Annotated in this window: 12 protein-coding genes; 8 read left to right on the top strand and 4 right to left on the bottom strand. The window is 74.3% G+C overall.

Annotated elements, in window-relative coordinates:
* Window positions 1-37: 37 nt before the first annotated feature.
* Window positions 38-2248 carry a prolyl oligopeptidase family protein gene (locus ACFUVW_RS11985; protein WP_430571552.1) on the bottom strand — a complete coding sequence of 737 codons (2211 nt, stop codon included), beginning with the start codon at window positions 2246-2248 and terminating at the stop codon, window positions 38-40.
* Here ACFUVW_RS11985 and ligA point away from each other — a divergent pair.
* Both ligA and ACFUVW_RS11975 read left to right on the top strand, forming a co-directional pair.
* Window positions 2247-4757, top strand: a complete 2511-nt coding sequence (ligA, locus tag ACFUVW_RS11980; protein WP_430571551.1) for an NAD-dependent DNA ligase LigA — start codon at window positions 2247-2249, stop codon at window positions 4755-4757. The genes ACFUVW_RS11985 and ligA overlap by 2 nt on opposite strands.
* 22 nt (window positions 4758-4779) lie before the next feature.
* Window positions 4780-5889 carry a hypothetical protein gene (locus ACFUVW_RS11975; RefSeq protein ID WP_430571550.1) on the top strand — a complete coding sequence of 370 codons (1110 nt, stop codon included), beginning with the start codon at window positions 4780-4782 and terminating at the stop codon, window positions 5887-5889.
* A gap of 18 nt (window positions 5890-5907) precedes the next feature.
* Here the strand turns inward: ACFUVW_RS11975 and ACFUVW_RS11970 are convergent, their stop codons facing one another.
* On the bottom strand, window positions 5908-8136 hold the full coding sequence (locus tag ACFUVW_RS11970) for an MMPL family transporter (RefSeq protein WP_430571549.1): 2229 nt from the start codon (window positions 8134-8136) through the stop codon (window positions 5908-5910).
* An 86-nt stretch (window positions 8137-8222) separates the two neighbouring features.
* Between ACFUVW_RS11970 and ACFUVW_RS11965 the strand changes: the two genes are divergently transcribed.
* Window positions 8223-8855: a TetR/AcrR family transcriptional regulator gene (locus tag ACFUVW_RS11965; RefSeq protein WP_430571548.1), complete on the top strand. Its 633-nt coding sequence runs from the start codon at window positions 8223-8225 to the stop codon at window positions 8853-8855.
* 10 nt (window positions 8856-8865) lie between these two features.
* On the opposite strand, the gene ACFUVW_RS11960 is transcribed toward ACFUVW_RS11965, so the two are convergent.
* Window positions 8866-10047 carry an ROK family transcriptional regulator gene (locus tag ACFUVW_RS11960; protein ID WP_430571547.1) on the bottom strand — a complete coding sequence of 394 codons (1182 nt, stop codon included), beginning with the start codon at window positions 10045-10047 and terminating at the stop codon, window positions 8866-8868.
* Window positions 10048-10124: 77 nt separating this feature from the next.
* Here ACFUVW_RS11960 and ACFUVW_RS11955 point away from each other — a divergent pair, with 77 nt between their 5' ends.
* From ACFUVW_RS11955 to ACFUVW_RS11935, 5 genes are all read left to right on the top strand, one after another.
* Window positions 10125-11678: a sugar ABC transporter ATP-binding protein gene (locus tag ACFUVW_RS11955; protein WP_430571546.1), complete on the top strand. Its 1554-nt coding sequence runs from the start codon at window positions 10125-10127 to the stop codon at window positions 11676-11678.
* Entirely contained in the window at window positions 11675-12679 is a 1005-nt protein-coding gene (locus tag ACFUVW_RS11950) for an ABC transporter permease (protein ID WP_430571545.1), read from the top strand. Before ACFUVW_RS11955 ends, ACFUVW_RS11950 begins: the two co-directional genes overlap by 4 nt.
* 91 nt (window positions 12680-12770) lie before the next feature.
* Entirely contained in the window at window positions 12771-13838 is a 1068-nt protein-coding gene (locus ACFUVW_RS11945) for a substrate-binding domain-containing protein (RefSeq protein ID WP_430571544.1), read from the top strand.
* Window positions 13839-13920: 82 nt separating this feature from the next.
* Entirely contained in the window at window positions 13921-15114 is a 1194-nt protein-coding gene (locus ACFUVW_RS11940; RefSeq protein ID WP_430571543.1) for a Gfo/Idh/MocA family protein, read from the top strand.
* 77 nt (window positions 15115-15191) lie between these two features.
* Window positions 15192-16193 (top strand): sugar phosphate isomerase/epimerase family protein, encoded by a 1002-nt coding sequence (locus ACFUVW_RS11935; protein WP_430571542.1) that lies wholly within the window; start codon window positions 15192-15194, stop codon window positions 16191-16193.
* Between the two features lie 21 nt (window positions 16194-16214).
* On the opposite strand, the gene ACFUVW_RS11930 is transcribed toward ACFUVW_RS11935, so the two are convergent.
* A complete protein-coding gene (locus ACFUVW_RS11930) occupies window positions 16215-16859 on the bottom strand; it encodes a GNAT family N-acetyltransferase (protein ID WP_430571541.1) in 645 nt (214 codons plus the stop codon).
* Between the last annotated feature and the right edge of the window lie 427 nt (window positions 16860-17286).

The following is a 17286-nucleotide window of genomic DNA, read 5'->3' as shown; positions in this document are numbered from 1 at the left end:
AAACCGGGCCACGAGCCCACCCACAACGACGTCGGGGTCAGGCGAGGCGGTCGTGCAGGAAGGTCCAGGCGAGGGCGGACATGTGCGCGGCCTGCGCGTTGTTGGCCGCGCCGCCGTGGCCGCCCTCGACGTTCTCGTAGTAGGTCACGTCCTGGTCGCCGGCAGGCCCGGCGGCCAGCATCAGCGCCGCCATCTTGCGCGCGTGGCCCGGGTGCACGCGGTCGTCCTTGGTCGACGTCGTGAACAGCACGGGCGGGTAGGCGCGGTCGGCGTCGAGCAGGTGGTACGGCGAGAAGGTGCGGACGAACTCCCAGTCCTCGGTGTCGGGGTCGCCGTACTCCGCGACCCACGACGCGCCCGCGAGCAGGTGCGAATAGCGCTTCATGTCGAGCAGCGGCACCTGCACCACGACCGCGCCGAACAGGTCGGGGTACTGCGTGAGCATGTTCCCGGCCAGCAGGCCGCCGTTGGAGCCGCCCTGCGCGCCGAGGTGCTCGGGCGTCGTGATGCCGCGGGCCACGAGGTCGCGCGCGACGGCCGCGAAGTCCTCGTACGCCCGGTGCCGCCGCTCGCGCAGCGCGGCCTGGTGCCACGCCGGGCCGTACTCGCCGCCGCCGCGGATGTTCGCGACGACGTACACGCCGCCGCGGGCGAGCCACGCCCGCCCGACGGTGCCGGAGTAGCCCGGCAGCAGCGGGATCTCGAAGCCGCCGTAGCCGTACAGCAGCGTGGGCGCCGTGCCCGGCGTCGTCAGGTCGGCCGGCTCGACCAGGTCCTGGCGGCCCACGACGAAGTACGGCACGCGGGTGCCGTCGTCCGAGGTGGCGAAGTGCTGCACCGCGACCATGCCGTCCGCGTCGAAGTAGGCCGGCGCGGCCTTCAGCGGCTCGGGCTCGCCCGGCTCCGCGCCGGGCCCGGCGACGGTCGCGAGCGCGAGCGTGGACGGCGTGAGGTACCCGGTGGTCGTGACCCAGACGTCGTCGCTGTCGACGGGGTCGACGGCGCGCACGCCGACGGTGACCAGGCCGCCGCCGAGCGGCAGCTCCGAGCGCGTCCACGCGACGCCGGCCGCGGCCTCGGCCGGCGGGGTGAGCACGTGCACGGCGTTCTTCACGTCGTCGAGCACGTTGACGACCAGGTGGTGGCGCGTCCACGAGGCGCCGACCAGCGACGTCGACGCCGTGGGCTCGAACAGGACGGTGAGGTCGCGCGAGCCGGCGAGGAACGCGTCCGCCGGCGCGGCCAGCAGCGAGCCGGCGGCGTAGGTGGTGCCCGCGGGCGCCCAGTCGTCGCGCAGCTCGACCAGCAGCCACTCGCGGTGGAAGCCGACCTCCGCGGACTCGGGCACGTCGATCTTCACCAGCCGCTGCTCGGGGGTGCCGACCGCCTCGACGAGGAACGTCTCCGACCGGTAGAAGGCGATCGAGCGGCTCACGAGGTCGCGCTCGAAGCCCGGCGTGCGCGAGCGTCGCGCGGAGATGTACATGTCGTCGTGGGTGCCCTCGTACACGAGCGGCGCGTCCTCGAGCGCCGTCCCGCGCCGCCACAGCCGCACCGTCCGCGGGTAGCCCGACGGCGTCGTCGTGCCCGGGCCGAGGTCGGTGAAGACGTAGACCGTGTCCTCGTCGGCCCAGGCCAGGCCGCCCTTGGCGCCGGTGCGGCCGTCCTCGCGGGCGGTGTCGCGCTCGAAGCCGCCCTCGGCGGCCGGGACGAACCGCTTGGCGACCAGGTCGAACTCGCGCGTGACGTCCGCGTCCGAGCCGCCGGGGGAGAGGTCGACCAGCGCGCGGCGCCACGGCTCGCCCGCCGCGAGCTGCTCCGGCGTGGGGCGCAGCAGCGACGCGCCGTGCCACACCCAGCTCTCGCCCTCCGCCGTGGCGAGGGCGTCGAGGTCGAGCACGGTCTCCCAGTCCGGGGCGTCCGTGCGGTAGGAGTCGAGGGTGGTGCGCCGCCACAGGCCGCGCTCGTGCGAGGCGTCGCGCCAGAAGTTGTACAGGTGGTCGCCGATCCGGGATACGTCGGGGATGCGCTCGTCGGAGTCGAGCACCTCGCGGACCGCCGCCTCCGTCGCGGCGAAGCCCGGGTCGGCGCCGAGGGTCGCGTGCGCGTGGTCGTTGCGGCCGCGCACCCACGCCAGCGCCTCGGCGCCCTCGACCTCCTCGAGCCACGCGAACGGGTCCGGCCGGGTCGGGTCGAGCGGTGTCGACGGGGTGACGGGAGGGGCGGTCTCGACGGGCTCGGCGCTCATGCTCGGCACCCTAACCGCCGGGCGAGGTGTCGGCGGCGCACGGCAAGATGGGCCCGTGACGGAGACCGAGAACACAGGCCTCGACCCAGCGCTCGACCCAGTGCTCGACGAAGCCGCGGCACAGCGCCGCTGGGCGGAGCTGGTCGCGCTCGTCGAGGAGGACCAGCGCGCGTACTACGAGGAGGACGCCCCCCGGGTGTCCGACGCCGAGTACGACGCGCGGATGCACGAGCTGGAGGCGATCGAGGCCGCGCACCCGGCGCTGCAGACTCCCGAGTCGCCGACGCAGCGGGTCGGCGGCGCGGCCGCCGCCGGCTTCGCGACGGTCGAGCACGTGGAGCGCATGCTCAGCCTCGACAACGTGTTCTCGGTCGACGAGCTGCGGGCGTGGGACGCGCGCGTGGCCCGTGACCTGGGGGCGGAGCACGTCGGCTACCTGTCCGAGGTGAAGATCGACGGGCTCGCCATCGCCCTGCTGTACGAGAAGGGCCGCCTCGTGCGCGCGGCGACCCGCGGCGACGGCCGCACGGGCGAGGACGTCACGCAGAACGCGCTGCGGATCGCCGACATCCCGCGGCGGCTGGCCGGCGACGGCCACCCCGACCTCGTCGAGATCCGCGGCGAGGTCTTCATCCCCGTCGCGTCGTTCGAGCGGCTCAACGCGCTGCAGGCGGAGCTGCGCGACCGCGTCGTGGCGGAGGCCCGGGCACGGCACGACGGCCGGGCGACGGCCGCGCGCCCGTTCGACGAGGAGCGCGCCCGCGTCGCGGCGCTCCGCCGCTTCCCGCAGTTCGCGAACCCGCGCAACGCCGCCGCGGGCGGGCTGCGGCAGCTGCTGGACAAGAAGGACGGCATGGAGCTCGAGGCCGGGATCGCCCGCGTCGAGTCGCTGCGCCTGTACGTGCACGGCATCGGCGCGCTGCAGTGGACGGCCGGGGAGCACACGGAGCTGGCCCGGCAGTCCGAGGCGTACGAGCACTTCGCCCGCTGGGGGCTGCCCGTCTCGCCCCACAACCGCGTGGTCGAGGGCATCGACGGCGTGGTCGAGATGATCGAGTGGTTCGGCGCCCATCGGCACGACATCGAGCACGAGCTGGACGGCATCGTGGTCAAGGTCGACGCGTTGGGCGACCAGCGCCGCCTCGGCGCCACGAGCCGCGCCCCCCGCTGGGCCATCGCCTACAAGTACCCGCCGGAGGAGGTCACCACCCGCCTCGTGGCGATCCAGGTGGGCGTCGGCCGCACCGGCCGGGCCACCCCGTACGCCGTGATGGAGCCGGTCCTGGTGGCGGGCTCCACGGTGCGGCAGGCCACCCTGCACAACCAGGACGTGGTGAAGGCCAAGGGCGTGCGCATCGGCGACATGGTCGTGCTGCGCAAGGCGGGCGACGTCATCCCCGAGATCCTCGGCCCGGTGACGGCGCTGGCCGACGACGGCTACCCGCGCGAGGAGTTCGTCATGCCCGCCGAGTGCCCCGAGTGCGGCACCCCGCTGCGGGCGATGAAGGAGGGCGACGTCGACCTGCGCTGCCCCAACGCCGAGTCGTGCCCGGCGCAGGTGCGCGGCCGGGTCGAGCACATCGGCTCGCGCGGCGGGCTCGACGTCGAGGTGCTGGGAGAGGTGACGGCGTCGGCCCTCACGCAGCCCGAGGTGCCCGAGGTGCCGCCCCTGCGCACCGAGGCCGGGCTGTTCGAGCTCACGCTGGACGAGCTGCTGCCGATCGAGGTCGTGGTGCGCGACGCCGAGACGGGCCTGCCCAAGGTCGACGACGACGGCGTCGCGCGGCGACGCACGCCGTTCCGCAAGAAGGTCACGATCACCAGGGCCCGCCGCGCCGAGGCCGAGGCGGCGGGGGAGGCCCTGCCGGCCTTCGAGCCGACGGCCGCGGCCACCAAGCTCCTCGACGAGCTGGAGCTCGCGAAGACCAAGGACCTGTGGCGCATCCTGGTCAGCCTCAACATCCGGCACGTCGGGCCCGTGGCCGCCCGGGCGCTCGCGGGCTGGTTCGGCTCGCTCGACGCGATCCGCGCCGCGTCGCGCGAGGAGCTGGCCGCCGTGGAGGGCGTCGGCCCCATCATCGCGGACGCCCTGCTGGCCTGGTTCGACGTCGAGTGGCACCGCGAGATCGTCGACCGCTGGCAGGCCGCCGGGGTGCGCACCTGGATCCCCGACCACCCGGGCCCCGCCGCGATGGCGGCGGCGGCGGACGAGGGGCCGACCGGTCCGCTCGCCGGCCTGACGGTCGTGGTCACGGGTTCGCTCGAGGGGTACAGCCGGGACGGCGCGAAGGAGGCGATCCTCGCCGCGGGCGGCAAGGCGGCCGGGTCCGTCTCGAAGAAGACCGACTACGTCGTCGTCGGCGAGAACGCGGGCTCGAAGGCGGCCAAGGCCGAGGAGCTCGGCCTGCCGATCCTCGACGAGGACGGGTTCACGCGCCTGCTCGAGGGCGGCCCGGCCGCCGTGGGCGAGGGCGCTGCCAGCGCCGCGGACGGCGAGGGGGCCGACTGACGCCCGGGGCTACGATGCGCGGGTGCCGGACACGCTCGCCCCGAACCAGACCACCTCGACCCTGACGTTGCGCGGCGCCCACCTCGTGGGCTCCGTGAACCTCCCCTCGGCGCGCGACACCCTGCGCACCGTCGCGACGCGGCTCGGCTCGCACGCCCGCCGCATCCCCGACGGCGAGGTGGGCGAGCGGTTCCACTGGATCCTGTTCCAGGGCTCGCGGTTCGAGGCGGTCGAGGGCCTGTCCCGCGTGGGCGACCAGCCCGTCGTCGTGGCGGGCTTCGACGTGCGGCCGCACGTGCTGGACGGCTCGGTGCCCGCCGACGAGCTGCGCTTCGGCCCCCTCGGGTACGCGGAGGCGGCGCGCGCGTCGTACGCCGACTTCGTCGCGCTGCGGGCCGAGGGCGTCATCGCGCCGGGCACGCGGTTCCAGGTGTGCCTGCCCTCACCGCTGGCCGCCGTCACCACGTTCGTCGCACCGGCCGACCGCGCCGCCGTGCACCCGGTCTACGAGGCGGCGCTCGTGCGCGAGCTCGAGGAGATCCTCGCGGCGGTGCCGTCGGAGGACCTCGCCGTCCAGGTCGACCTCGCCACGGAGTTCGCCTTCGTCGAGGGCGCGAACCTCGGCGGCGGCGCGGCCCGGGCCTGGTTCGACCGTGCCGCGGGCGGCGACGAGGACGTCGTCCAGGGCGCCGCCGCGCGCGCGGCGCGGTTCGCGGCGCACGTCCCGCCGGGCGTCGAGCTCGGCTTCCACCTCTGCTACGGCGACGTGGCGGAGAAGCATTTCGTCGAGCCCGCGGACACCGGTCACCTCGTGGAGATGGCGAACGCCCTGGTCACGGCCCTCCCGCGCCCGATCACCTGGGTGCACCTGCCGGTGCCGATCGACAGGGACGACGTCGCGTACGTCGCGCCGCTCGGCGGCCTCGCGCTGGACCCGGCCACCGAGCTCTACCTCGGCGTCCTGCACCACGAGGACGGCGTCGAGGGCGCGACGCGCCGCCTCGCCGCGGCGGCGCAGGTCCTGGGCGACCGGACGGTCGGCGTCGCGACGGAGTGCGGCTTCGGCCGCGGCCCGAGCGAGCGCACGGCGGCGCTGCTGGACCTGCACGTCGGCGTCCTCGAGCAGCGCTGACCAGCGCTGGTACGGCCGTCAGGCGTCGCCGACGAGGACGGGGGGCGCCGCGGGTGCGGGCGCGGGTCCCTCGGCCTCCCCGAGCCGCCAGCGGCGCGCGAGGCGTCGCAGCGGCGCGGGCGACCACCAGGCGGCGTCGCCGACGAGGCCGAGTGCCGCGGGCAGCAGCACGCCCCGCACGATCGTGGCGTCGACGAGCACGGCCACGGCCATGCCGATACCGAGCTGCTGCAGGAAGGTGATGCCGCTGGTCGCGTAGACCGCGAACGACGCGGCGAGGATGATGGCGGCCGCGGTGACCAGCGGGGCGGAGCGGGCGACGCCGCGCGGTACGGCGCCGAGGGCGTCCCCGGAGCGGCGGTACTCCTCCTGCACGCGCGCCAGGAGGAAGACCTGGTAGTCCATGGACAGCCCGTAGGCGATGCAGAACATCAGCAGCGGGATGCTCGGCTCGATGGTCCCGGTGGCCTCGAACCCCAGCACGCCGGCCAGCAGCCCCTCCTGGAAGCCGGCGACGAGCACGCCGAACATCACCGACAGGCTGAGCACGTTGAGCACCCCGGCGATCGCCGGGACCACCACCGACCCGGTCATGGCGAACAGCACCACCAGCGTGACCAGCACGACGAGTGCGGCGACGAGCGGCAGCCGTTCCGCGACGCCGTCCCGGTAGTCGGCGAGGTCCGCGGGGTAGCCGCCGACGAGGGCGGCGCCGAGCTCCGTCGGCGCCACGGCGTCCCGGACGGCCGCGACCAGGCCCGTGGGGTCCTCGGCGAGGGCCTCCCCGGTGGGGACGACGGACACCCAGGTGCCGCCGTCGGCGAGCGTGAACCGGGACGCCGTCCCGGACGGAGCGACGGGCTCGCCCCGGGCCCACGACCCGGCCGCCGCGTCGACACGCTCGACGCCCGGCAGCCCCGACAGCCGGGCGGCATGGGCGGCGACGGCCGCCGCGTCGCCGGCGTCGGCGTGCGGCAGCACCACCTGCAGCGCGTCGGCCTCCTCGGTGCGGAAGTCGGCCCGGACCGTGTCGTACATCGCGCGGACCGGGGAGCCGGACGGCAGCACACGGTCGTCGGGCGCCCCGAACGTGATGCCGAGCGCGGGGGCACCCAGCAGCACCAGGACCGCGAGCCCCGCGCCGCCCCACGCGAGCGGCCGGGAGGTGACGCGCTCGACGGTCCGGCGCCAGAGGGCGCCGTCGGACGGCGTGCCCCGGGGCAGCACCCGTCGGCCGAGGAGCGTGAGCGCCGCGGGCAGGAAGACGACCGACGCCAGAAGCGCGCTGAGCACCACCGCGATCCCGGCGTACGCGAAGGACGACAGGAACGGGAACGGGAAGACGAGGAGCACGGCGAGGGCCGCCGCGACGGTGAGCCCGCTGAACGCGATCGTCCGTCCGGCGGCCCGCACCGCACGGCGCACGGCGTCCGCCACGCCGTCGCCGGCCGCGAGCTCCTCCCGGAACCGGTAGACCATGAAGAGCCCGTAGTCGACGCCCAGCCCGATGCCCAGGACGAGCGCGATGTTGGAGGCGAACGTCGAGACGTCGGTGAAGGCCGCGACCGCGCGCAGCGCTGCGAGGGTGCCCACCACCGCGAGCACACCGGTGGCGAGGGTCACCAGCGCGACCCCGAGCCGCCGGTAGACGGCCCACAGGAGCAGGCCGACCAGGGGGATCACGACGAGCTCGGCCCGCAGGAAGTCGGTGCGGGCCTGCTCGGCGGCGACCCGGAACACCTGGTCGCCCCCGCCGAGGGTGACCGTCACGGGGCCGTCCCGGGGCACGCCGGCGAGCACGTGGTCCTCGATCGCCGGCAGCACCGTGCCGCGCACACGGTCGGCGTCGCCCGGGGCCCAGGCGAGCACGAGCCCGGCCGTGCGGTCGTCGCTCACCAGGGTGTCCGGCGTCGCGGGGTCCCACGCGGACCACACGTCGCCGACGCCCGGGACGGACTCGAGGTCGCCCACGACCTGGAGCGCGGCCGCCTCGACCGCCGGGTCGTCCACGGTCGCGTCGCGCCCCCAGGGTTCGACGAGGAGCGCGACGTTCGGGCTGCCCCGCCCCGAGGCGGCCAGGGCCTCGCGTGCCGCCAACGACTCCGACCCCGGCGCCTCGTAGCGGTTGAGGGAGAGGGCGCCCACGACCCCGGCGGCGGCGGCCGACAGGGCGAGGAGCACCAGGCAGGTCACGGCGACGACGCGCCTCGGGTGGCGGGTCACGGTCCGGGCGAGGATCTCGAGCACAGCGGCCTCCTGTAGCGTGAACGCGAGCACTTGTTCGTATTTCGGAGAATACGAGCGATCGCTCGCGTTTGTCGAGAGGGGAGGACATGACCAGTTCCGACGAGGCGTCCGCAGGCGCGTCGACGCCGCGGCGCCAGGCGCGCGGGCAGCGGCGGATCGAAGAGATCCTCGGGGCCGCGGCGCAGGTGTTCGTCCGCGACGGGTACGACGCCGCCACGACCAACGCGGTCGCCAGGGAGGCGGGCATCTCGCCCGGCTCGCTCTACCAGTACTTCCGCAACAAGGACGAGATCGCCCACGGGCTGGCCGAGCGGTACGCGGCCGGGCTCGCCGAGCTCCAGGCGGCGGCGTTCGACGGCGTCGACCCCACGGTGCTCACGCTCGAGGACCTCGTGCGCCGCGTCCTCGACCCGGTCGTCGCGTTCAACGTGGCGCACCCCGCGTTCAAGACGCTCTTCGCGCGGACGGACCCGCCGCCCGGTCTGGCCGAGGCGACGGCGCCGCTGGACGCGTCGATCCACGAGCGTGCCGCCCGGCTGGTCGCTGCGCGCGCGCCGCGCCTCGCTCCTGACGACGCCCGGCGCGTGTCCGTCGTCGCGACACAGCTCGTCCGGGCGACGATGCCGCTCGTGGTGGCGGCGTCGGGCGACGAGCGGGAGCGCATGGCCGCCGAGGCGCGTGCCGCCCTGGTGGCCTACCTGCGGACGGCGACCGGCTGACCCGGGGGCGTCACGCGGTGAGTGCGTCCACGGCCTCGGGGGACAGGGCGTGGTCGGCGGCCATCGCGGCGGCGCCGAGCACGCCCGCCTGCGCCCCGGTGCGGGCGACGGCGATGCGCAGGTGCTGGGTGGCCAGCGGCAGCGACCGCCGGTAGACCACCTCGCGGATCCCGGCCAGCAGGTGCTCGCCCGCCTCGGCGAGGATTCCCCCGAGCACGATGACGGACGGGTTGAGCAGGCTGACGGTCGCCGCGAGCACGCTGCCGATCTCGCGGCCGGCCTGGCGCACGGCCCGCCCGGCGGTGACGTCGCCGCCGCGGACCAGCGCGACGACGTCCGCGGGCCCGGACACGTCGAGGCCCTCGGCGCGCAGCCGCACGGCGAGGGCCTGCGCGCTCGCGATCGCCTCGAGGCAGCCGACGTTGCCGCAGCGGCACACGATGTCCTCCGCGCCGGGGACGGCGATGTGTCCGACGTCGCCGGCAGCCCCCTGCGCGCCGCGCCGCAGCGCGCCGTCGGCGATGATGCCCGCGCCGATGCCGGTGGCGACCTTGACGAGGATGAGGTCGGAGACGTCGGGCCAGGCGATGCGGTGCTCGCCGAGCGCCATGATGTTCACGTCGTTGTCGACGAGCGCCGGTGCGTCGAAGTGGCCGCGGAGGATCCCGGGCACGTCCGCGTCGTCCCAGCCGGGCATGATCGGCGGGTTGTTCGGGTGCCCGGTCGCGTGCTCGACCGGGCCGGGCAGGCCGACGCCCACCCCGGCGAGGTCGCCGAGGGAGCGGCCGGCGGTCTCGAGCAGCTTGCGGCCGGTGTCGGCCACCCAGCCGAGCACGGGCTCCGGTCCGTCGGCGATGGCCAGGGGCGCGTCCAGCTCGGCGAGCACCGTGGAGGCCAGGTCGGTCACGGCGAGCCGGGCGTGGGTGGCGCCGAGGTCGACGCCCAGCACGACCTGCGACGACGGGTTGAACGCGAAGGTGGCGGGCGGGCGCCCGCCGGTCGAGGTGGCCTCGCCGGCCGGGGCGATGAGGCCCGCCGCCATGAGCGCGTCGATCCGCCCGGCGACCGTGGACCGGGCCTGGCCGGTGAGGGTCGCGAGCTCGGCGCGGGTGCGGGCCCGGCCGTCGCGCAGGAGCTGGAACATCTCGCCGGCCCCGGGGGTGCGAGGTCCGACCGCTGCGCCTTCCGTCATGTCCGTAGTCAATCACGATCGAATAACACCCGTCTTTTGCTTGACGATCGACAGAAGTGCGCCCTAGGTTCAGACCCATGGTCGACGTGGACCGCGACGACGCGGCACCGCCGGAGGGCAGCGACGCCCCCGCCCCTCTGCTGCGCATGGAGGGCATCGTCAAGCACTTCCCGGGAGCCAAGGCGCTCGACGGGGTGGACCTCGACGTGCTGCCGGGGGAGGTGCACTGCCTGCTCGGCCAGAACGGCGCCGGGAAGTCGACGCTCATCAAGGTCCTCGCCGGGGCGCACCAGCCCACCGCGGGCCGCATCGTGCTCGACGGTGAGGAGATCGCCATCCCGCACCCGGTCGCGGCGCTCAAGCACGGCGTCGCGACGATCTACCAGGAGCTCGACGTCGTCGACGGGCTCACCGTGGCGGAGAACGTGTTCCTCGGCCACGAGCTCGCCCGCGGCGGGTTCACCCAGCGCCGCGAGGTCGCCGCCCGCACGCGCGACCTGCTGACCCGCCTCGGCCACCCCGAGATCTCGCCCCACCGCGAGGTCGGGCAGCTCTCCGCCGCCGGCAAGCAGGTCGTGTCCATGGCTCGGGCGCTGTCCCACGACGCGCGTGTGATCGTCATGGACGAGCCGTCCGCCGTGCTCGACGCCGGAGAGGTGCGCAACCTCTTCCGCGTGGTCCGCACGCTCACCGAGCAGGGCGTCGCCGTCGTGTACATCTCCCACCGGCTGGAGGAGATCCGCCAGATCGGCGACCGCATCACGGTCCTCAAGAACGGGCGCACGGTGGGCCGCGACCTCCCGGCGGCCACGACGCCCACGGCCGAGCTCATCCGCCTCATGACCGGGCGCAACGTCGAGTACGCGTTCCCGGAGCGTCCGGGCGTCCCCGACGTGGCCCCCGTGGTGCTCGACGTCGAGGGCCTCGGCCTCGCCGGCACGTTCGAGGACGTGTCGTTCCAGGTCCGGGCCGGGGAGATCGTCGGGCTGGCCGGGCTGGTCGGCTCCGGGCGCTCCGAGATCCTCGAGACGATCTACGGCGCACGCCGGGCCACGAACGGCCGGGTCCACGTGGGCGGTCGGCGGCTGCGCCCGGGGTCGGTGCCCGCGGCCGTGAGCGCCCGCGTCGGCCTCGCCCCGGAAGAGCGCAAGAGCCAGGGCCTCGTCCTCGACGAGCCCGTCTACCGGAACGTCACCCTCTCGACATTCGCCCGGTTCGCCCGCGGCGGCTGGCTCGACGAGCGCGCCGAGCGCGCGGCGGCGCGCGAGCAGGTCGCGGCCCTCGACCTGCGGCCCACGGACGTGGACCGCGCGGCGCGCACCCTGTCCGGCGGCAACCAGCAGAAGGCCCTCCTCGGCCGGTGGCTGGTCCACGGCTGCGACGTGCTGCTCCTCGACGAGCCCACCCGCGGCGTCGACGTCGGCGCGCGGTCGGAGCTCTACGCCCTCGTGCGCCGGCTCGCCGACGCCGGGACGGCGGTGATCGTCGTCTCCAGCGAGATCCCCGAGGTCCTCGGGCTCGCCGACCACGTGCTCGTGGTCTCCGAAGGGCGCGTGGTGCACCGGGCACCCGCGCAGGACATCGACGAGCACGGCGTGCTCGACCTCGTCATGGAAGGAACCGCCGCATGAGCACCCAGGTGGAGTCGCCGTCCGCCGGCACGTCGCGGCCCTCGTGGCTGTCGGGCCCCGCGGGCCGCACGATCGGGCTCGTCGTGGCCCTGGTCCTCGTCGCCGTCGTCGGCGTGATCACGGGCGGCGAGCGCTTCGCCAGCCTCGACAACGTCATGACCATCCTCCGGCTCGCGTCGGTGACCGGCGTCCTCGCCATCGGGATGACCTTCGTCATCACGGCCGGCGGCATCGACCTGTCCGTGGGCTCCCTCGTCGGCCTGGCGTCCGTGTGGGCCAGCACCCTCGCCACGCAGACGATGGCCGAGGACGTGCACTGGACGGTCATGGTGCTCACGGCGCTCGTGGTCGGCACCGCGGCGGGCGTCGTCAACGGCCTGATCATCGCCTACGGCAAGGTGGTGTCGTTCATCGCGACCCTGGCGATGATGATCGCCGCGCGCGGCCTCGCGGAGATGATCTCGGGCCGGCAGACGCAGGTCGTCAGCGTGGACGGGTTCCTGGACTTCTTCCGCGGCGACCTCATCGGCGTCCCGGTGCTCGTGTGGATCTTCGGGGTCGTCGCCGTCGCCGGCTGGTTCCTGTTCAACCGCACGACCTTCGGCCGCCGCACGGTGGCCGTCGGCGGCAACCTCGAGGCGTCGCGGCTCGCGGGCATCAAGGTGCAGCGCCACCTGCTGTACGTCTACGCGCTCTCGGGCCTGACCGCCGGCATCGCCGGCGTGATGATGCTCGGCCGCACCACGGCGGGCAGCTCGACGAACGGCCTGTACTACGAGCTCGAGGTGATCGCCGCCGTCGTCGTCGGCGGCACGCTGCTCATCGGCGGCCGCGGCACGATCGTCGGCACCGTGATCGGCGTCCTCATCTTCGCGATGCTGACCAACGTCTTCACGATCAACAACCTGTCGATCTCCGCCCAGAACGTCGCCAAGGGCGCGATCATCGTGGTCGCCGTCCTGCTCCAGCAGCGCTTCGCCCGGCGCTCCTCGTCCACCTGACGCGCCGCCGCCCAGACCTCCCCGCAACACCCCGCACCACCCGCACCGGGTCACCCGCCCGGGACGGCCGGACCGAATCGAGGATGATCACATGTCCGCACGCACCGCGCTGGAGCGTCCTACCCGCGGCCGACGCACCGTCGCGCTGGCCGCGACGGCCGCCACCGCCGTCCTGCTCGCCGCCGGCTGCACCAGCAACGAGCCGCCCGAGGACGAGACGTCGGCCGCCCCGCAGGTCGCGGCCGAGGGCAACGACGAGCCCGGCGACACGGTCGTCATCGGCTTCTCCGCGCCCGCCGCCGACCACGGCTGGATGGGCGCCATCACCCAGTCGGCGGTCGACACCGCCGAGCAGTACTCCGACGTCGAGCTCCGGCAGGCCGAGGCCACCAACGACGTCAACGTCCAGATCAGCCAGGTCGAGCAGTTCATCAACGACGGCGTGGACGCCATCGTGCTCCTGCCGTTCGACGGCGCCGCGCTCACCGAGGTCGCCACCAAGGCGATGGACGCGGGCATCCCCGTCATCAACGTCGACCGGGAGTTCTCCAGCCCGTTCGCGGCCCGGGCCACGATCCTCGGCGACAACTACGGCATGGGGGTGAGCGCCGGCACCTACATCTGCGAGCAGCTCGGCGACAACCCGGACGCCGTCGTCGCGGAGATCGCCGGCATCGACTCGCTGCCCCTCACGCAGGACCGCAGCAAGGGCTTCAAGGACGCTCTGGCCGACTGCGGCCTCGACGTCGACGCCCGCGTCGCCGCCGACTTCACGGTGCAGGGCGGCGAGACGGCGACGTCGAACCTGCTGCAGGCGGAGCCCCAGATCGACGCCATCTGGAACCACGACGACGACCAGGGCGTCGGCGTCCTGGCCGCGATCGAGAACGCCGGCCGCGACGAGTTCTTCATGGTCGGCGGCGCCGGCTCGCTCGACGTGATGGAGCACATCCAGGCCGGCGACTCGGTGCTGCAGGCGACCGTCGTCTACCCGTCGACGCAGGCGGCCGACGGCATCAAGCTGGCCCGCCTGGTGGTGCAGAACAAGAACATGGGCGACCTGGTCTCCGCCGGCGTCCCGCGCACCACCCAGCTGTACGCGCCGGTCGTCACGGCCGACAACGTCGACCAGTACATGTCCATCGGGTTCCGTTCCTGAGGTCCTAGGTCCCTGAGGTCCTGGGGCAGGTCACGACCCGCACGCACGGAAGCACGAGCACGACGGAAACGGAGGTCGCTCGATGAGCGAGCACGCCACGGCAGGGGGCACGCCGACGCTGGGCGTCGGGATGGTCGGGTACGCGTTCATGGGGGCCGCGCACTCGCACGCGTGGCGGACGGCGCCGCGGTTCTTCGACCTCCCGCTCGCCCCGCGGATGCGCGTCGTGGCGGGCCGCAGCGCCGACGGGGTGCGGGCGGCGGCGGACCGGCTCGGCTGGGACGACGCCGTCACCGACTGGCGCGAGCTCGTCGCCCGGGACGACGTCGACCTCGTCGACGTGTGCACGCCGGGCGACACGCACGCCGAGATCGCCGTCGCGGCGCTCGAGGCGGGCAAGCACGTGCTGTGCGAGAAGCCGCTCGCGAACTCGGTGGCCGAGGCGGAGGAGATGGTCCGGGCCGCCGACGCCGCGGCCGCGCGCGGGGTGTTCGCGGCGGTGGGGTTCACCTACCGCCGCGTCCCGGCGATCCAGCTCGCGCGACGCCTGGTCGAGCAGGGCCGGATCGGCGAGGTGCGGCAGGTGCGCGCCCAGTACCTGCAGGACTGGCTGTCCGACCCGGCCACGCCGCTGTCGTGGCGGCTCGACAAGGAGAAGGCAGGCTCGGGCGCGCTGGGCGACATCGGCGCGCACGTCGTCGACCTGGCGCAGTTCGTCACCGGGGAACGGCTGGTCGGCGTGGCGGGCATGCTCGAGACGTTCGTGCGCGAGCGCCCGGTGCCCGCGTCGTTCTCGGGCCTGTCGGGCGAGGCGGGGGAGGGCACGGGCCCGGTGACCGTCGACGACGCGGCGATCTTCTTCGCGCGTCTCTCCGGCGGCGGGACGGCGACCTTCGAGGCCACGCGCTACGCCTGGGGCCGCAAGAACGCCATCCGGCTCGAGGTCAGCGGCACCCGCGGGTCGCTCGCCTTCGACTTCGAGGACATGAACCTCCTGCACTACTTCGACGCCGAGGACGACGCGGAGGTGGCGGGCTTCCGCCGCATCGTCGTCACCGAGCCGGAGCACCCCTACGGCGGGCACTGGTGGCCCGCCGGCCACGGGCTCGGGTACGAGCACGCGTTCACCCACCAGGTCGTCGACCTCGTCGGGGACCTGGCGGCCGGCAAGCAGCCGACGCCGTCGTTCGCCGACGGGCTCGCCGTGCAGCGCGTGCTGGACGCCGTCGAGCGCAGCTCCGACGCCGGCCACACCTGGGTCGACCTGCCGGGCTGACCAGCCCGCGCCGTCATCACCCGCCGTCATCACCCGCCGTCATCACCGTCACCGATCTCGACGAGGAGACCCGCACCATGGCACGACCGATCACCCTGTTCACGGGCCAGTGGGCCGACCTGCCCCTGGAGGAGGTGGCCCGGCTCGCCTCGGGCTGGGGCTACGACGGCCTGGAGCTCGCCTGCTGGGGCGACCACCTCGACCCGTGGCGCTGGGACGACGACGCGTACGTGCAGTCCCGCCTCGACCTGCTGGAGCGGCACGGGCTGAAGGTGTACGCCATCTCCAACCACCTCAAGGGCCAGGCCGTCTGCGACGACCCGATCGACGAGCGGCACCGCGACATCCTGCCGGACGTCGTGTGGGGCGACGGCGACCCCGAGGGGGTGCGGCAGCGCGCCGCGGAGGAGATGAAGCACACCGCCCGGCTGGCGGCGCGGCTCGGCGTGGACACGGTGGTGGGCTTCACGGGGTCGTCGATCTGGAAGTACGTGGCGATGTTCCCTCCGGCCACGGAGGCGATGGTCGAGGCGGGCTACCAGGACTTCGCCGACCGGTGGAACCCGATCCTCGACGTCTTCGACGATGTCGGCGTCCGCTTCGCGCACGAGGTGCACCCCAGCGAGATCGCCTACGACTACTGGACCACCGTGCGCACGCTGGAGGCGATCGGGCACCGCGAGGCGTTCGGTCTCAACTGGGACCCGTCGCACATGGTCTGGCAGGACCTCGACCCGGTGAGCTTCCTCTGGGACTTCCAGGACCGCATCTACCACGTGGACTGCAAGGACACGAAGAAGCGGATGGGCAACGGCCGCAACGGGCGCCTGTCGTCCCACCTGCCCTGGGCGGACCCGCGGCGCGGGTGGGACTTCATCTCCACGGGGCACGGCGACGTGCCCTGGGAGGACGCGTTCCGGATGCTCAACACCATCGGCTACACGGGGCCCATCTCGATCGAGTGGGAGGACGCCGGCATGGACCGCCTGGTCGGCGCCCCCGAAGCGCTGGAGCTGGTGCGGCGGCTCGCGTTCGACGCGCCGGCGGCCGCGTTCGACGCGGCGTTCTCCCAGCGCTGAGCCGGGAAGGTCGGCGCGGGCCTACCTCGAGGCGGACGCCTGCCGGGCGTGCGTCGGCCGGATCATGACCACGTCGTCGTGCCGCACACCGCCGACCTCGTAGGTGCGCGTGCCGGCGACCTCGAAGCCGTGCTTGCGGTAGAAGGCCTGCGCCCGGGCGTTCTGCCCGTTGGTGCCGAGCCACAGCGGGGCGTCGGCTCCCGCGGCGGCGCCGAGCTCGGCGGCGCTCGCGACGGCCGCGTCGAGGAGCCGGCCGGCCACGCCTCCGCCGAGCGCGTCCGGGTGCACGTAGATCTTGGACAGCTCGGCGTACGGACCCGCGCCCACGACGGCGCGCAGCACGCGGCGCTCCTCGTCGCCGTCCGGCTCGCCGAAGGACACGAGTGCGTAGCCGACCGGCGTGGTCGCGTCCCCGTCGGGAGCGTCGTGCTCCTCGTCCACCGCGACCAGGAGCGCGTGCCTGTCGGACGCGACCCAGGCGCGGACGGCGCTCGGGGACAGGTGGGCGGCCACGTGCGCGGCCATCGTGGCCACCGGGGTCCCGGGCGGGCACGCCAACGGGAACGTGAGAGCGGCGAGCCAGGCGACGTGGGCGCTCTCGTCGGCGCGGGCGGGCCGGACGACGACGGACGCCGGGGGCTGAGGGCTGGTCTGCGGGGTGGTCACGGCACGATTCTGGACCCGCCCGGGCCGTCGCGAGGCCCGTGTCCGGCGCTGGTCGGGAGGTGGGTCCGGGGTGTGCCCGGCGTCACCGCGGGCGGAGTTGGCCGGGCGCTGCGGAGCGTGTAATGTTCTACGACGTCAGCCCGACAGGGAGACGGACACCGAGGAGCACGATCCGGGAGACCGGGGAGCTCAGGTGGCCGCGCGGGGCTGGAACTCACATCGAGGATCAGGTCGCACTCGTGCGCCCCGAGCACCGGTGTGGGGGCTTTCCGACGTGCGTCGGGTGGTCCGATCGGCTGGAAACAGGCGGTCGGAACGGCCGAGAAAGTCTGGTAAGTTTGAGGGGTTGCCCCGGCGGGGTCGGAACGGATGGTTCTGGTTCTGCGGTGTGCGTCGGTTGTTTGAGAACTCAACAGTGTGTTTGATA

It is taken from the genome of Isoptericola sp. NPDC057391, assembly GCF_042668085.1.
Classification (GTDB): Bacteria; Actinomycetota; Actinomycetes; order Actinomycetales; family Cellulomonadaceae; genus Isoptericola.
This window is presented reverse-complemented; position numbering and strand designations above follow the sequence as displayed.

Coding starts and splice junctions, on each gene's coding strand:
- ACFUVW_RS11940 (WP_430571543.1), top strand. CDS start 13,921: ATGAGCGAGCACGCCACGGCAGGGGGCACGCCGACGCTGGGCGTCGGG.
- ACFUVW_RS11960 (WP_430571547.1), bottom strand. CDS start 10,047: ATGACGGAAGGCGCAGCGGTCGGACCTCGCACCCCCGGGGCCGGCGAG.
- ACFUVW_RS11955 (WP_430571546.1), top strand. CDS start 10,125: ATGGTCGACGTGGACCGCGACGACGCGGCACCGCCGGAGGGCAGCGAC.
- ACFUVW_RS11985 (WP_430571552.1), bottom strand. CDS start 2,248: ATGAGCGCCGAGCCCGTCGAGACCGCCCCTCCCGTCACCCCGTCGACA.
- ACFUVW_RS11935 (WP_430571542.1), top strand. CDS start 15,192: ATGGCACGACCGATCACCCTGTTCACGGGCCAGTGGGCCGACCTGCCC.
- ligA (WP_430571551.1), top strand. CDS start 2,247: ATGCTCGGCACCCTAACCGCCGGGCGAGGTGTCGGCGGCGCACGGCAA.
- ACFUVW_RS11945 (WP_430571544.1), top strand. CDS start 12,771: ATGTCCGCACGCACCGCGCTGGAGCGTCCTACCCGCGGCCGACGCACC.
- ACFUVW_RS11965 (WP_430571548.1), top strand. CDS start 8,223: ATGACCAGTTCCGACGAGGCGTCCGCAGGCGCGTCGACGCCGCGGCGC.
- ACFUVW_RS11950 (WP_430571545.1), top strand. CDS start 11,675: ATGAGCACCCAGGTGGAGTCGCCGTCCGCCGGCACGTCGCGGCCCTCG.